13 protein-coding genes and 1 riboswitch are annotated in these 14,771 nt (G+C 71.7%); of the genes, 10 read left to right on the plus strand and 3 right to left on the minus strand.

Annotated features, from left to right (window positions below):
• Positions 1-29: 29 nt before the first annotated feature.
• The 9 genes from LXN57_RS19760 to thiC all read left to right on the plus strand — a co-directional run bounded on the left by LXN57_RS19760 (position 30) and on the right by thiC (position 8,232).
• Complete coding sequence (locus tag LXN57_RS19760) at positions 30-644, plus strand: class I SAM-dependent methyltransferase (RefSeq protein WP_251799643.1); 615 nt, start codon at positions 30-32, stop codon at positions 642-644.
• Positions 645-676: 32 nt separating this feature from the next.
• The gene (locus LXN57_RS19765; protein ID WP_251799644.1) at positions 677-2,323 is read left to right on the plus strand and encodes an ABC-F family ATP-binding cassette domain-containing protein; all 1,647 of its coding nucleotides are present in this window, start codon (positions 677-679) and stop codon (positions 2,321-2,323) included.
• A gap of 35 nt (positions 2,324-2,358) precedes the next feature.
• A riboswitch (TPP riboswitch) is annotated at positions 2,359-2,470 on the plus strand.
• Positions 2,471-2,478: 8 nt separating this feature from the next.
• Positions 2,479-3,051, plus strand: coding sequence for a thiamine phosphate synthase (locus tag LXN57_RS19770; RefSeq protein WP_285904646.1), 573 nt, complete (start codon positions 2,479-2,481; stop codon positions 3,049-3,051).
• Complete coding sequence (gene thiO / locus LXN57_RS19775; RefSeq protein ID WP_251799645.1) at positions 3,044-4,048, plus strand: glycine oxidase ThiO; 1,005 nt, start codon at positions 3,044-3,046, stop codon at positions 4,046-4,048. Before LXN57_RS19770 ends, thiO begins: the two co-directional genes overlap by 8 nt.
• Positions 4,048-4,251 (plus strand): sulfur carrier protein ThiS, encoded by a 204-nt coding sequence (gene thiS, locus LXN57_RS19780; protein ID WP_251799646.1) that lies wholly within the window; start codon positions 4,048-4,050, stop codon positions 4,249-4,251. The genes thiO and thiS overlap by 1 nt, the downstream gene beginning before the upstream one ends.
• Before the next feature lie 2 nt (positions 4,252-4,253).
• A complete protein-coding gene (locus LXN57_RS19785) occupies positions 4,254-4,997 on the plus strand; it encodes a thiazole synthase (RefSeq protein ID WP_251799647.1) in 744 nt (247 codons plus the stop codon).
• Between the two features lie 49 nt (positions 4,998-5,046).
• Positions 5,047-5,709: a thiamine phosphate synthase gene (locus LXN57_RS19790; RefSeq protein ID WP_251799648.1), complete on the plus strand. Its 663-nt coding sequence runs from the start codon at positions 5,047-5,049 to the stop codon at positions 5,707-5,709.
• A 151-nt stretch (positions 5,710-5,860) separates the two neighbouring features.
• The gene (gene thiD, locus LXN57_RS19795) at positions 5,861-6,622 is read left to right on the plus strand and encodes a bifunctional hydroxymethylpyrimidine kinase/phosphomethylpyrimidine kinase (RefSeq protein ID WP_251799673.1); all 762 of its coding nucleotides are present in this window, start codon (positions 5,861-5,863) and stop codon (positions 6,620-6,622) included.
• A 74-nt stretch (positions 6,623-6,696) separates the two neighbouring features.
• On the plus strand, positions 6,697-8,232 hold the full coding sequence (thiC, locus tag LXN57_RS19800; protein ID WP_251799649.1) for a phosphomethylpyrimidine synthase ThiC: 1,536 nt from the start codon (positions 6,697-6,699) through the stop codon (positions 8,230-8,232).
• Here thiC and LXN57_RS19805 read toward each other — a convergent pair.
• The 3 genes from LXN57_RS19805 to LXN57_RS19815 form a co-directional block, all read right to left on the minus strand.
• Positions 8,213-9,391: a hypothetical protein gene (locus LXN57_RS19805; RefSeq protein WP_251799650.1), complete on the minus strand. Its 1,179-nt coding sequence runs from the start codon at positions 9,389-9,391 to the stop codon at positions 8,213-8,215. The two genes, thiC and LXN57_RS19805, sit on opposite strands and share 20 nt — an antisense overlap.
• A gap of 96 nt (positions 9,392-9,487) precedes the next feature.
• On the minus strand, positions 9,488-10,237 hold the full coding sequence (locus tag LXN57_RS19810) for an ABC transporter ATP-binding protein (RefSeq protein WP_251799651.1): 750 nt from the start codon (positions 10,235-10,237) through the stop codon (positions 9,488-9,490).
• The gene (locus LXN57_RS19815) at positions 10,234-11,394 is read right to left on the minus strand and encodes an ABC transporter substrate-binding protein (protein ID WP_251799652.1); all 1,161 of its coding nucleotides are present in this window, start codon (positions 11,392-11,394) and stop codon (positions 10,234-10,236) included. Before LXN57_RS19815 ends, LXN57_RS19810 begins: the two co-directional genes overlap by 4 nt.
• A 415-nt stretch (positions 11,395-11,809) precedes the next feature.
• Between LXN57_RS19815 and LXN57_RS19820 the strand changes: the two genes are divergently transcribed.
• Complete coding sequence (locus tag LXN57_RS19820; RefSeq protein WP_251799653.1) at positions 11,810-14,770, plus strand: sensor histidine kinase; 2,961 nt, start codon at positions 11,810-11,812, stop codon at positions 14,768-14,770.
• Position 14,771 lies beyond the last annotated feature (1 nt).

The following is a 14,771-nucleotide window of genomic DNA, read 5'->3' on the forward strand; positions in this document are numbered from 1 at the left end:
CGCGCGTTATCCGGCGGCAGACTGGTGCGGTGACCGCAGACCATTACTTCAGCGCCGAGCCCACCGCGCCCGAGGTGCGCAGTGAGATCGTGTTCAACGTCGCGGGCCGCGACTACCGGCTGACCGTCGCGGCCGGCGTGTTCAGCGCGAGCCGGCTCGACCCGGGCACCGCCGTGCTGCTGCGCAAGGGTGACCTGCCGACTGCCGCGATCGCCGGCACGTTCCTCGACCTCGGCTGCGGCTACGGGCCGATCGCATGTGTGCTTGCGTCCGAGGCGCCGCGGGCCGTGGTGCACGCGGTCGACGTGAACTCGCGCGCCCGCGAGCTGACCGCGCTGAACGCCGGGGTGCTGGGCCTGGCCGACCGGGTGCGGGTGGCCGCGCCCGACGACGTGCCGGCCGACGTGACGTTCGACCAGATCTGGAGCAACCCGCCGACCCACGTGGGCAAGGCCGAGTTGCGGGCGCTGATGGAGCGCTGGTTGCCGCGGCTCGCGCCGGACGGGGTGGCCTGGCTGGTGATCAACCGAAATCTCGGTGGTGACTCGCTTCACGCCTGGCTGGCCGACACCGGCTGGGCGGTAGAGCGTATCGCCAGCCAGCGGGGCTTCCGGGTGCTGAAAGTGACGCGAAAAACCAACTGACGTTCGTCGTCGCCGCAGGGATGATTGCGGCCATGGGTTACGTGGATGTCGCTGGGGCCGGATTTGTGCTGCCCGACGGGCGCCGGCTCTTCGCCGACGTCGCGTTCCGGGTCGGTGAGGGAGCCAAGGTCGCGCTGGTCGGGCCGAACGGCGCGGGCAAGACGACGCTGCTGCGCATGGTGGCGGGCGACCTCGCGCTGCCCGAGGGCACGATCGCGCGGTCCGGTGGGCTCGGCGTGATGCGCCAGTTCATCGGCATGATCGGCGACGACCGTACGCTCGAAGATCTGGCCCTGTCGCTGGTGAAACCCGAGCTCGGCGCGGCCGGCGAACGGCTCGCGAAGGCCGCGGCGGCGCTCGACGACACCGAGCGCAGCCAGTTGGCGTACGCGAATGCTTTGGCCCACTGGGGTGAGGCCGGGGGCTACGACGTCGAGGTGCTCTTCGACGTCGTAGCCGTCGCGATCCTGGGCAAGCCGTGGGACGAGGTGCGGCACCGTCCGGTGCGGACACTCTCGGGCGGGCAGCAGAAGCGGTTCGCGCTCGACCTGCTGCTGCGCGGCGACGACGAGGTGCTCCTGCTCGACGAGCCTGACAACTTTCTCGACGTACCGGGAAAGCGGTGGCTCGAGGCGCGGCTGCACGAGTCACCGAAATCCGTGCTCTACGTCTCGCACGACCGGGAGTTGCTGGCCCAGACGGCCGACCGTGTGGTCGCCGTCGAGGGTGGCAGCGCGTGGACGCATCCGGGTGGCTTCGCGTCGTGGCACGAGGCGCGGGTGCACCGCCACGACCGGATGGAGGAGAACCGCCGCCGCTGGGACGAGGAGCACCAGAAACTCAAGGACCTGGTGTTCACGCTCAAGCAGAAGGCGACCTTCAACGACGGGCTGGCCTCGCGCTACCAGGCGGCCCAGACTCGCCTGCGCAAGTTCGAGGAGGCCGGTCCGCCGCCGACCCCGCCCAAGGAGCAGTCGCTGCGGATGAATCTGCGCGGCGGGCGTACGGCCAAACGGGCGGTGATCTGCGAGCAGCTCGAGATGGAGAACCTGACGTTCCCGTTCGACCTGGAGATCTGGTACGGCGACCGGGTGGCGGTGCTGGGCGCCAACGGCACCGGCAAGTCGCACTTCCTCCGCCTGCTGGCGGCCGGCGGCAGCGACCCCGAGGCCGAGAACAAACCGGTCGACGGCGCCCCGCTGTCCCACGTGGCGCACAACGGCGTCGCCCGGCTCGGCGCCCGCGTCCGGCCGGGGCACTTCTCGCAGACCCACGACCGGCCCGAACTGCTCGGACGCACGCTGGTCGAGATCCTGTGGCGCGGTGACGACCACCGGTCCGGAATGGACCGGGCGGGGGCCATGAAGGCGCTCAACCGGTACGAGCTGTCACAGCAGGGTGACCAGCGGTTCGGCACGCTCTCGGGCGGTCAGCAGGCGCGTTTCCTGGTGCTGCTGCTGGAGCTGTCGGGGGCGACCGTGCTGCTGCTCGACGAGCCGACGGACAACCTCGACCTGGCCTCGGCCGAAGCCTTGGAGGAGGGGCTGCGTCTGTTCGAGGGGACCGTGATCGCGGTCACTCACGACCGCTGGTTCACCCGCTCGTTCGACCGCTTCGTGCTGTTTCAGAGCGACGGCGAGGTCGTCGAGACCCCCGAACCAGTTTGGGACGTGCGCTAGTTTTTTGTCCTCGGGCCGGGTTATGGTCCGAGGCAACACAACCCCACGGGAGTCCGGTGCACCGGGCTGAGAGGGGGGCTGACGCGGCCCCCGACCGTCGAACCTGATCCGGATCATGCCGGCGCAGGGAGGAGCGTCCGTTGTCGTTTCCGCGTTTGCATATCGTCACCGACTCGCTCGACGTCGTCCGGGGCGTGCTCGGGCACGGCCCGGTGGCCGTCCAGATCAGAGTCAAGACCAACGACCGCGCGGCGTACGCCCTGACGGTCGCCGCCCTCGAGCTGTGCCGCCCGGCCGGGGCGCTCTGCCTGGTCGACGACCGGGTCGGGGTGGCGCTGGCGGCCGGCGCCGACGGGGTCCACGTGGGCGCCGACGACCTGCCGGTGGCCGCCGCCCGGCGAGTGCTCGGGCAGCACGCGATCCTCGGTGCGACCTGCCGCAACCCCTCCGCCGCCCGCGCCGCCGTCGCGGACGGCGCGTCGTATCTCGGCGTGGGGCCGACGTTCACGACGACGAGCAAGAGCGGGCTGCCCGATCCGATCGGTCCCGCGGGGGTCGCGGCGATAACGCGGGCCGTGCCGGGAACGCCGGTGATCGCGATCGCGGGCATCACGCCGGAACGGGTGGCCCAGCTCGACTGCTACGGCGTGGCCGCGATCTCGGCGGTCGCCGTGGATCCCGCGGGCGTGACAGCGGAGTTCCTGAAGGCGCTGGCGTCCGATGAGTGACATCGCGATCGTCGGGGGCGGCGTCATCGGGCTGGCCATCGCCTCGCGGCTGGTCGACCGGGGCGCCGACGTGACGGTGTTCGACGGCGGCGACGAGGGCGCCTGGCACGTCGCGGCCGGCATGCTCGCGCCCGGCGGCGAGTCCGAGCACGAGGATCCGCGGCTGATCCGGCTGTTCGAACGGTCGGCCGAGCTGTGGCCCGGCTTCGCGGCCGGGCTGGGCGTCGACGTCGGCTACGACGACACCGGCACGCTCGGCCTCGCCATGACGGCCGACGACGTGGCCGAGCGGTCGCGCCTCTGGACCGGGCAGCAATTGCCCCTGCTGCGCCCGTCCCAGCTGCGCGAGTTGGAACCGGCGCTTTCCCCCCGCGTACGCCTGGGGGCCCTCGCCCGGGCCGAGCGCCAGGTCGACCCGCGCAAGGTGGTGGCGGCCCTCCGCGACCGCCTCGGCTCGCGGATCGTCGCCAAGCGGGTCGACTCGCTGTCCGATATAGAGGCACGGACGGTGGTCGTGGCGGCCGGCTGCGGCACCGCCCCGCTCACCGGGTTGCCCGTGCGGCCGGTGAAGGGTCAGGTGCTGCGGTTACGGGGTGAGCCCGGCCTGCTGCGGCATGTGCTGGACGCGGCGGTCGACGGTCGCGAGGTCTACCTCGTGCCGCGCGCGGACGGCGAGATCGTGGTCGGCGCGACCCAGGAGGAGCGCACCGACCGGCTGATCACCGCGGGTGGCGTCCACGAGCTGCTGCGCGCCGCCCTCGACCTGGTGCCGGCGCTGGCCGAGTTCGAGCTGACCGAGACCACGGTCGGGCACCGGCCCGGCAGCCCCGACAACGCGCCCCTGCTGGGCCGCCTGGACGAGCGCGTGATCGTGGCCGCCGGGCACTTCCGAAACGGCATCCTGCTGACGCCGGTCACCGCCGAGCTCATCGCCGACCTGGTGCTCACTGGCGAGGCCGATCCCACGCTGGCCGACTTCTCACCCCGGAGGTTCTGATGCGGCTGACGGTGAACGGGCGCAGCTCCGACGGTTTTGTGCGCGATCTGTCCGTACGGGAACTCGTCGAGACGATCACCGAGGCGCGGCGCGGCGTGGCGGTCGCGGTCAACGGCGAGGTGGTGCCCCGCTCGACGTGGGAGGCCACGGCCCTGGCCGAGGGCGACTCGGTCGAAGTGCTCACCGCGGCGCAGGGAGGCTGACGATGCTGTTCGGCAAGTCACGACTGATCCTGGGGACCGGCGGGGCGAACAGTCTGGCCGCGCTGGAGCAGGCGATCGTCGCCTCCGGAACCGACCTGGTGACGGTGGCGCTCCGCAGGGTCGACGCGGCCGGCCCCGGACTGCTGCCGATGCTCGACCGGCTCGGCGTGCGGGTGCTCCCCAACACGGCCGGCTGCTACACGGCGGGCGACGCGGTGAAGACCGCCCACCTGGCCCGGGACGCCTTCGAGACCGACCTGATCAAGCTAGAGGTGATCGGCGACGAGCGGACCCTGCTGCCCGACGGGATCGAGCTGCTGCGGGCCGCGGAACAGCTGGTGGGCGACGGCTTCACGGTGCTGCCGTACACCAGCGACGACCCGATCCTGGCCCGCCGCCTGGCCGACGTGGGCTGCGCGGCGGTGATGCCGGCCGGTTCGCCGATCGGCTCCGGGCTGGGCATCTCGAACCCGCACCACATCCGCCTGATCCGGCAGAGCGTGGACGTTCCGGTGGTGCTTGACGCGGGTATCGGCACGGCCTCGGACGCGGCGCTCGCGATGGAACTGGGCTGCGACGCGGTGCTGGTCGCGAGCGCGATCACCCGCTCCGACGACCCCGGAGCGATGGCCGAGGCCATGCGGCACGCGGTGATCGCGGGCCGGCTGGCCTTCACGGCGGGACGGATCCCGCGACGGTTCCACGCTCTGGCGTCCACTTCGGACGACGGGCTGGCCCAGTGGTGACGCCTCGCGGGCCCGTGGTGCTGACCGATTCGGTCGAAGGGCCGGCGCCGTGGTGACGCCGGGCGGGCTCGTGGTGCTCACCGATCGGCGGCTCGCGGCCGGGTCTGTCGTCGAGGTGGTGCGGGCCGCGGTACGCGGGGGCGCGTCGTGGGTCATCCTGCGCGAAAGGGACCTGCCGTACGAGTCCCGGCTGCGGCTCGCGACGGAGCTGCGCGACGTTGTTCCGGCCGGGCGGTTGATCGTCGCCGGGCCTGACCCGCTGGGCGGTGACGCGGTTCATCTGGCCGAGCGCGACCCGCTGCCGATCGGCGACGTGCGGTTGGCCGGGCGTTCGCGGCACGGACGCCTGTCCGATGAGGACTATGCGACGCTCTCGCCGATCTGGCTGACGGAAACGAAACCGGGGTACGGCCCGGCGCTGGGGCCGGCCGCAGCGGCTCGGCTGGCGGGGGATGTGCCGTGGCTGGCTCTCGGGGGGATCGACTCGGCGGCCCGGGCCGCGGAATGCGCGGCGGTGGGGGCGGCCGGGGTCGCTGTGCTGGGCGCGATCATGCGATCCGCCGATCCGGAACGGACGGCGGCCGAGTTGACCGAAGCGTTCACCGCTACCGCCGCCGCCCCACCCAGGGTGGGCAGCCTATCGGAGCACGCCGAGAAGCGGCTCGAGTTATCCACAGGCATGTCTGAGCGGCGGGCGGTGACGTGGTCGTGACGACGTCCAGCGGGCGGGTCGCCGACGAGCCGGACTTCGAGGGCGAACTGAGGATTCACGCTGGCCGCAAGGCGTATGGCGCTGCCGGCCTTCCGGTTGAGTGGTGCCCGTTGTCCACAGGCGCAGCACGCTGGCGGCCGGTGAGGCCGGCATGACGCCGCCGGTGGTGTTGACGATCGCCGGGTCGGATTCCGGTGGGGGAGCGGGGATCCAGGCCGACCTCAAGACTTTCGCGGCGCTCGGTGCCTTCGGCGTCTCGGTGATCACCGCAGTGACGGCGCAGAACACGCTCGGCGTCACCGCCATCCACCCGATTCCGATCGACGTGGTGGCAGCTCAGTTGGACGCGGTGCTCGACGACTTCCCGCTGGCGGCGGTCAAGGTCGGCATGATCGGCGACCCGGCGGTGGCCGAGCTGATCCTGGACCGGGCCGACCGGCTGCCCAACCTGGTGGTCGATCCGGTGCTGGTGGCCACGTCGGGAGCACGGCTGGCCGAGACCGCCTCGGTGGCGCCCCTGGTGGCGTACCCGTGCCTGTTGACCCCGAACCGGCACGAAGCCGCCGCCCTGGTCGGAAGGGTGATCGAGACGGCCGAGGAGATGGCCGTCGCGGCGGACGAGCTGGTCGGGCGGGGCGCGCGGGCGGTGGTGGTGACCGGTAGCGAGGGCGCGGTCGACGTTCTGCGCTTCGACGGGACGACCGAGGTTTTGCGGGGGGAGCCGGTGCGCACGGAGAACAACCACGGATCGGGCTGCACCTTCTCGTCGGCGATCGCGGTGCGGCTGGCCGCCGGTGATCCGGTGCCGACGGCCGTACGGAATGCCAAGTCCTATGTGACCGCAGCGCTCCTCGGTGGGCGCGACTGGCGGCTGGGCGACGGGCCCGGGCCGCTGGACCACTTCGTTTTCTAGGGAGTCGGCAAGAGGCGGCGCCGGGGCTTCGTACGCCCGAACGCTGTCTGGTTTGTACCTATAGGGGAGGAATCATGAGGCGCAAGACGTACGTCGAGGGACCGCGGTCCGACATCCGGGTGCCGTTCGTGGAGGTCGAGCTGAGCGGCGGGAACGAGCCCGTCCGGCTCTACGACACGTCCGGTCCGGGCAGCGATCCCGAGGTCGGGCTGCCGCCGCTCCGCAAGCCGTGGGCGAGCGGTCGTACCCAGCTGGCGGCGGCCCGGGCCGGCGAGGTGACCCCCGAGATGGAGTTCGTGGCGGTCCGCGAGAACGTGCCGGTCGAACTGGTGCGCTCGGAGATCGCGGCGGGCCGGGCCGTGCTGCCGGTCAACCGCAACCACCCGGAGTCGGAGCCGATGATCATCGGGTCGCGGTTCCTGGTGAAGGTCAACGCGAACATCGGCACGTCGGCGGTGACATCGTCGGTGGCCGAGGAGGTCGAGAAGCTGACCTGGGCCACGCGGTGGGGCGCCGACACGGTGATGGACCTGTCGACCGGGCCGCGCATTCACGAGACGCGCGAGGCGATCATCCGCAACTCGCCGGTGCCGATCGGGACCGTACCGATCTATCAGGCGCTCGAGAAGGTCAAGGGCGACCCGGTGAAGCTGACCTGGCCGCTGTTCAAGCAGACCATCCTCGAACAGGCCGAGCAGGGCGTCGACTACATGACGATCCACGCCGGCGTGCTGCTGCCGCACGTGCCGCTGGCCGCGGACCGTGTCACCGGCATCGTCTCGCGCGGTGGCTCGATCATGGCGGCCTGGTGCCTGGCCCACCACGAGGAGAATTTCCTCTACACGAACTTCGCCGAGCTGTGCGAGATCTTCGCGGCGTACGACATCACGTTCTCCCTCGGCGACGGCCTGCGCCCCGGCTCCATTGCCGATGCCAACGACGAGGCCCAGTTCGCCGAACTTCGTACGCTCGGCGAACTGACCCACCTGGCCTGGGAACACGACGTGCAGGTGATGGTCGAGGGCCCGGGCCACGTGCCGATGCACAAGATCAAAGAAAACGTGGACCTGCAGGTCGAGCTGTGCGGCGGCGCCCCGTTCTACACGCTCGGGCCGCTGACCACCGACATCGCCCCGGCCTACGACCACATCACGTCGGCCATCGGCGCCGCGATGATCGGCATGTTCGGCACCGCGATGCTCTGCTACGTGACTCCCAAGGAACACCTCGGCCTGCCCGGCAAGGACGACGTGAAGGCCGGGATGATCGCCTACAAGATCGCGGCGCACGCGGCCGACCTGGCCAAGGGGCACCCGGGCGCACAGGCCTGGGACGACGCCCTGTCGAAGGCCCGGTTCGAATTCCGCTGGGAGGATCAGTTCGAGCTGGCGCTGGACCCGGGGACGGCCCGCGCGTACCACGACGAGACGCTGCCGGCCGAGCCCGCGAAGACGGCCCACTTCTGCTCGATGTGCGGCCCGAAGTTCTGCTCCATGAAGATCAGCCACGACCTCAAGGCGCAGGGCATGGGCCTGAAGTCCGCCGAGTTCGTGGCGGGCGGGAGCAAGGTCTATGTGCCGGTGACCCCGGTCAACGGCCCAGGCCGCTGACCCAGTCCGAGATCTCGCCGTCCGGCTTCTGCGGCTGAGGCGGGGTGAAGCCGTCGAACGGGGGCATCGTGATGACGCCCGTGTCGGACGGGCGCAGCTCGTCGTCGGTGCGCTGGGCGGCCACCGCGGCACGGGCGGCGACGGCGGCCCTCGGGGCCACCGTCGCGCGTCCGGTGGCTGCTGGGGGCGTGCCGGCGCCGGGCAGGCCCGGACCGGCCTTGGTGGCCGCCTTGGCGATCGCCGACTCGGGCTGGGCGTCGCGCTGCGGCAACGGCGGGCGGTCGGGAGCGGGCTCGGCGGCAGCGGGCGGGCGGGGGCGGTCGGTTTCCGGGCCGCGGCCCAGCACGGCGGCGAGCACGGAGCCGAGGACGCCGGCGCCGGTGGCGGTCATGGCAGCCCAGTACGGCAGTTCCTGCGCCCGGGTCGAACCGGGGCCGGCGATCAGGTAGGCGACGGTGAACAGCGCCGGACCGGGCAGGCCGGCCAGCGCGATGGCCACTGTGGACAGCTGCCGGCGGCGGGCGATCAGGCCCACCGCGACGCCGGCGATCAGGGCCAGCGCGGGCATGGTGAGCAGCGAGGCCTGCTCGGCCAGGCCGTCGGGCACGAAGCCGGCGTCGAGCACTCCCAGCCGTACGGCGGGAACCTGCTCGCCCGACCGCAGCGACGGCGCCACCGACACGATCGCGAACAGCCAGGCCACTGCGCTCATCGTCAGCAGGCTCCAGCGGGCGGCGTTGCGGCCCAGGGCAGCCCAGGCGGCGAAGATGCCGGCCGCCGCGCCGAGCACCGCGCAGGCGCCGATCACGAAGACCGCGTCCACGCCGGCGACCTGCGCGCTGCGCGCCGGTTGCATGGTGAGCGGGACGATCGCGGCCGCGCCCAGACCTGCCGCGATGCCGCCGATCAGCCTGGTGCCGGCGCCTGCCTTCGAGGTGAGGTGCGACCGGGCGGCCAGCCCGCCGGCCGCGGCCGCGGTCAGTGCGAACCACGAGACCCAGGCCAGCTGGGTGGTCCATGCGTCACGCGTGGTGACCTCGACAACACGGGAGAAGCTCAGCACGCCCAGCCCGTAGGCGAGGCCGAGCTGTCCGGCCCCAACCAGCGCAGCGGCGCCGAATGCGGTTCCCACCAACTTCGCCCAGGTGCGAAAAGCCATGCCCGGCACGTTACGGTTTCCTCGCCTACGCGCTCAACAGCGGGGGTCGATTCTTAAAATCCCGCTTAGGTATTTATACGGAGAGTGAGTTGTGAGTCAGGCCATCAGGAGGTCGTGGAGCAGGGCGCTGGAACGCGCCACCTCGTCGGAGTGCGCCGTACGCCCCAGGGTGCGGGGGCGGGGGATGCGCACGTCGACGATCTCGCGGACCCGGCCCGGCCGCGGGCTGAGCACGACGACCCGGTCGGCCAGCAGCACCGCCTCGTCGATCGAGTGGGTCACGAAGACGGTGGTCGCTTCCTGCTCCATGTGGATGCGCTGCAACTCGATCGAGAGCTCCTCGCGGATCAGCGGGTCGAGCGCCGAGAACGGCTCGTCCATCAGCATCACCTGAGGCTTCCCGATCAGCGCGCGGCACAGCGCCACCCGCTGTTGCATGCCGCCCGAGAGCTCGTGCGGCAGCCGCTTCTCGAAGCCGGTCAGGCCGGTCAGGGCCAGCAGCTCGTGCGCACGGTCGCGGTACTGCGCCTTGCGCCAGCCGAAGATCTGCACCGGCAGCAGAACGTTGTCGAGCACCGAACGCCAGGGCAGCAGAGCCGGTCGCTGGAACATCATGGACACGTCCCGCCGCGGCTTGACCACCTTCTCGCCGCCCACGTCGACGCGGCCGGCGGTCGGCGGCAGCAGGCCCGCGATCATCCGTAGCAGCGTCGACTTGCCGCAGCCGGAGCGGCCCACCACGGCCACGAACTCGCCGTCGGCGACCTCGAGGCTGACGTCGCGCAGCGCCTCGACCGTGCCCGAGCGCCCGCTGAACGTGCGGGACACCTGGTCGACCCGGATCATGACGCGAGCCGCCAGCGACCGCTGCGCGCCACCAGCAGGGTCAGCGCCTGCGGCATCAGACCGGAGTGGTTGTCCGGCGTGAGACGGATCGGGCCGGAGAGCCCGTCGATCTGCGAGGTCTCGAGGATCTCGCGGATCCGCGGGCGGTCGGCGCCGACCCGGGCCACCGCGTCGGCGATCAGGTCGGCCGCGTCGGCGGCGAACGAGGCCACGCCCGAGTAGCTGCCGTACCGGGACGTGTAGTCGCGGAACCACTGCTTGCGGGAGGACTTGGCCGGGGTCGTCGCGATCACGTCGTCGATCGCCAGGATCTGGGTGAACACCATCGTCGCGTTGTTCGTCGCGCTCGCGGCGCTGCGCGGGATGAACAGGTCGCCGGCCGCGGCCGAGTCGAAGTAGATGCGGCCCCCGAAGCCCGCGGCCCGGGCGTCGGTGGCGGCCTGTTGAGCCAGATCGGGCGGGGTGAGCACGACCAGCGCGTCCGGTTCGGTGTCGGTCAGGGTGCCCACCGACTGGGCGATGTCGCTGGCCGCCGGCTTGACCGAGCGGGTCGCCGTCCTTGTGACGGTGGTGCCCCGCAGCGCGCCGGTCAGCGCCGCGTCGGCGCCCCGGCCGTAGAGATCGTTGGTGTGCAGCACGGCGATCTTCTTGTGGCCGGCGCGGGTGAACTCGGTGACCAGCGCGGCGGCGCTGTCGCCCGAGTTGGGGCCGAGCTTGAAGACGTACTGCCGTTCGGCGACCGGGTTGGTGATCTCGTCCGCGGCGGCCAGCGCGATCGTCGGGATCGTCTTGTCGTTGATCGTCTTCGCGGCGCCGACAACGCACTGGTCGCAGGTGCCGGTGACGATCGCGGCGACGGCCGGGTTGTCGGCGAACGTGCTGATGTTGCGCAGCGAGGACGTCGGGTCGTTCCGGTTGTCCTGCGTGCGCAGTTCCAGCTTGCGGTCGCCCAGCTGGCCCGAGGCGTTGATCTGCTCGATCCGCAGCTGGAGGGCGCGGGCGTACGCGGTGTCGACCGCCGACGAGTTGTTGAGGTCCGCCGCGATCACGACGGTGTTACCGCTCGCGGCGGCGTCGTCGTCGGAAGTGCAGCCGGCCGCGCCGGCGAGAAGCATCGATGCCACGGCAGTAGCCGCCGTGATGCGGTGGAGCCGCACGGGAGTCCCTCCTAGAGGGGCGGAAGGCGAAGGGGACGGCAGCATCGTGGTCCGGCGGCGTGCCCGCCGACACGGACAGCGTGTCCGTTCGATCGCGCCAAACCTTGCCAACGTGAAGGCCCCTGGTCAAGCGGGGCTCCATCGATGGCGCGAGACGCTTGTCTCACATACTGGTAGAAATATGAAGGGTGTGCGGTGACCGGCTCGTCACTGAATGTCGTGGTCGATATATTCGCGCACGTCAAAGCGCCATGCGTGTCGAGAGTAGAACTGTCGAGATTGCTTGCAGTCGGACACGAAGTTCGTTTCCGGGTGTTTCCAGACTTCCCAAAGGGACGGCCGTTCTGATGAAATTCCCGGGCCGCGCGACGTCCTGCGGGCGAAAAGCCATGGGGAAGACCACGGAGGAGAAGTCTTGAGCACCGGATCCTCGACCCAGGTGGCGCGTCGTGGTGTCTTTCCTCGTCTGAGAGACGCCCGCATCCGCGCCAAGCTGGCTCTGATCCTGGTCGTTCCTCTGGTCGCTGTCATCGCACTTGCCACCGCCCGTCTGGTCGACGTCGGACAGCGCGCCTCCGAGGCGGGCACGGTCGAGGAACTGACCAAGCTGGAGACCGACATCTCGGGGCTCACCCAGCTGCTGCACGTCGAGCGCATGGCCGCCGCCGCCTACGTGGGCAACCCGCGCAGCCAGCCGGGCAGCTACCAGGCGGCCGTCGGCGCGAGCGACGCCCAGATCCAGGTCTACCGCGCGCACCGGGCCGACATCGAAGACCCGCCGGGCGCCGTACGCGACCGCCTCGCCCGCATCGACGACCACCTGAACACCATGGACGCCACACGCACGGCGGTCGGCGACCGCAACGGCATCGCCGTCGCCGAGGCGGTGTCCCGCTACAGCGTGGTGATCACCGACCTGGTCGCCTACGGCGAGGCCGTCAGCCAGTACGCCGGCGACGGCGAGGTGGCCGACCGGCTGCGCGCGATCTCGGCGTTCGCCCGGGCCAAAGCCGGCACCGCCGACCAGGAAGCAGTCTCGTACGCCGCCCGGATCACGAACGACCTCAGCGCCGAGCAGCGCACCGCGTTCATTGCCAGCCAGACCAGTCAGCAGGAGGCGCTGCTCGCCTTCTCGCTGGTCGCCGATCCGGGCCAGCGCTCCCTCGTCGACAACGTGGTCAGCGGCGACGCCGTCAACCTGGTCGACGGCGTGGCCAGCCGGCTCAGCCGGGTCGGCGGCGGCTCGGTCGAGGCGGCCGAGATCATCCAGTCCTTCGGCGCGGTGGTCGACCTCATGCGCTGGGCCGAGCAGGAGCTCGAGGCCGACGTCGTCGACCAGGCCTCGTCCGACCGCGACGGCGTCGTCCGCCAGGCCGCGATCGAGTCGGCGCTGGTCGTGCTCGTGCTGATCGTGGCCGTCGCGCTCGCGGTCATCCTGGCCCGTTCGCTCAACCTGTCGCTGCGCCGGCTGCGCGAAGGCGCGCTGGCTGTAGCCAACCGCGACCTGCCCGACGCCGTGGCCCGGCTGCGCGACGCCCGCAACCTCGGTGAGGGCGGCGCCGACGACATCGTCCGTCAGGTCCGCGACCCCATCAAGCTGCCCAACCGTGACGAGATCGGCCAGGTCGCCCAGGCGTTCAACGTGGTCCACCGCGAGGCCGTCCGCATCGCGGCCGAGCAGGCCGCCCTGCGCACCAGCGTCTCGACGATGTTCCTCAACCTGGCCCGGCGCAGTCAGTCGCTGGTCGACCGGATGATCGGCGAGCTTGACCAGATCGAGCGCACCGAGGAGGACCCGAAGCGGCTCGCGCAGCTCTTCGAGCTCGATCACCTGGCCACCCGGATGCGCCGCAACGACGAGAACCTGCTGGTGCTGGCGGGCGCCGACTCCAGCGCACCCCGCCGTGAGGACGCGCTGCTGGTCGACGCGCTGCGTGCCGCCCAGTCCGAGGTGGAGCTCTACAACCGCATCGAGTTCGGCACCGTCGACACCGACATCTCGATCGCCGCGCTCGCCGTCAACGACGTGGTGCGCCTGGTCGCCGAGCTGCTCGACAACGCCACCCGGTTCTCCCCGCCCAACACCATCGTGGTGGCCGACGGCCGGCGCATCCGCGACTACGTGGTGATCCAGGTGGAGGACCGCGGCCTCGGCATGTCCGAGGAACAGATGGACCAGCTCAACCGCCGCCTGGCCGAACCGCCGAGCGTCGATGTGGCCGCGTTCCGGCTGATGGGTCTGGCCGTGGTCGGCCGGCTCGCCTCGCGCTACGGCATCCGCGTCGAGCTGCGGGCCAACATCGAGGGCGGCACGGTCGCCCAGGTCACCCTGCCGAGCTCCATCGTCGTGCTGCCCAGCCGGCGCCTCGACCCGCCGGCCCGGCCGCAGGAGCTGGGCACCTCGCCGTACGGTGGCGGCAGCTGGGACGCGCAGGCCGGGCGGGCCGCCACGGCGACGCTGCCGACGATCGCCCCCGAGCCGTGGCGCGAGCCGACCCCGCAGCCGCACACCGCGCACCCGCAGCTGCCGATGTTCCCCTCGCAGCGGCCCCCGTCCGACCCGGACGTGCAGCCGACCCCGAACCGTCCGCCGCTGCCGACCCGCGTCACCAAGACCATCGACGCCACATCCACCTCGACGACCATGAACGGCTTCGCCGCCGCCTCCACCGTGCCCGCACCGGCGCCGGTCGCACCCGAACCGGTGTCGCCGCCGCCTCCGCCGACCGGCAGCTCCTGGGGCGCCGCGCTGGCCGCGATGCCGCCGGTGCCCGCGCCGACGGCCGCCCCGACGCCGGACGAGCGCAACGACGCTCCGATCTTCGTGAAGATGCAGCAGAGCTGGTTCCGCGATCACGACGCGGCGAGCCAGGAGGAGTGGGGGATGCCGACCGCCGGCTACGCCCCGCCACCGAACAGCTCGTCGGGTCAGGCGAACCCGGCTGCGGCCCCGGCCCCGGCCACGGAGAGGGCGGAACCCGCGCCCGCGCCCGTGTCGCCGCCGGTCTCACCGCCGCCCGCACCGCCCGCCGCAGCGGCCCCGGCGGCCGCACCGACGGGCACCGGGCACAATGGACCGTCCGTGCCGAAGCCGCGCCCCGCGGCCGAGGACCGGTGGAGGACATCGGCCGACGAGGGGTGGCAGAGGGCAATGGCAGCGGCGGAACCCGTCGACGCCGGCACCACGCGGTCCGGCCTCCCCAAGCGAGTTCCCCAGGCGCAGCTGGTGCCCGGCGGCGTACAGCCCGGGCCGAGCAACCAGAACAAGCGCAGTCCCGACGAGGTTCGTGGTCTGCTCTCCGCATACCACCGGGGTGTGCAACGTGGACGGACGGACGGTTCCGCCGAGTCCGCCACCCAGGCTAAGGAGATCTAAC

It is taken from the genome of Paractinoplanes hotanensis (assembly GCF_023717965.1).
Lineage (GTDB): Bacteria > Actinomycetota > Actinomycetes > Mycobacteriales > Micromonosporaceae > Actinoplanes > Actinoplanes polyasparticus.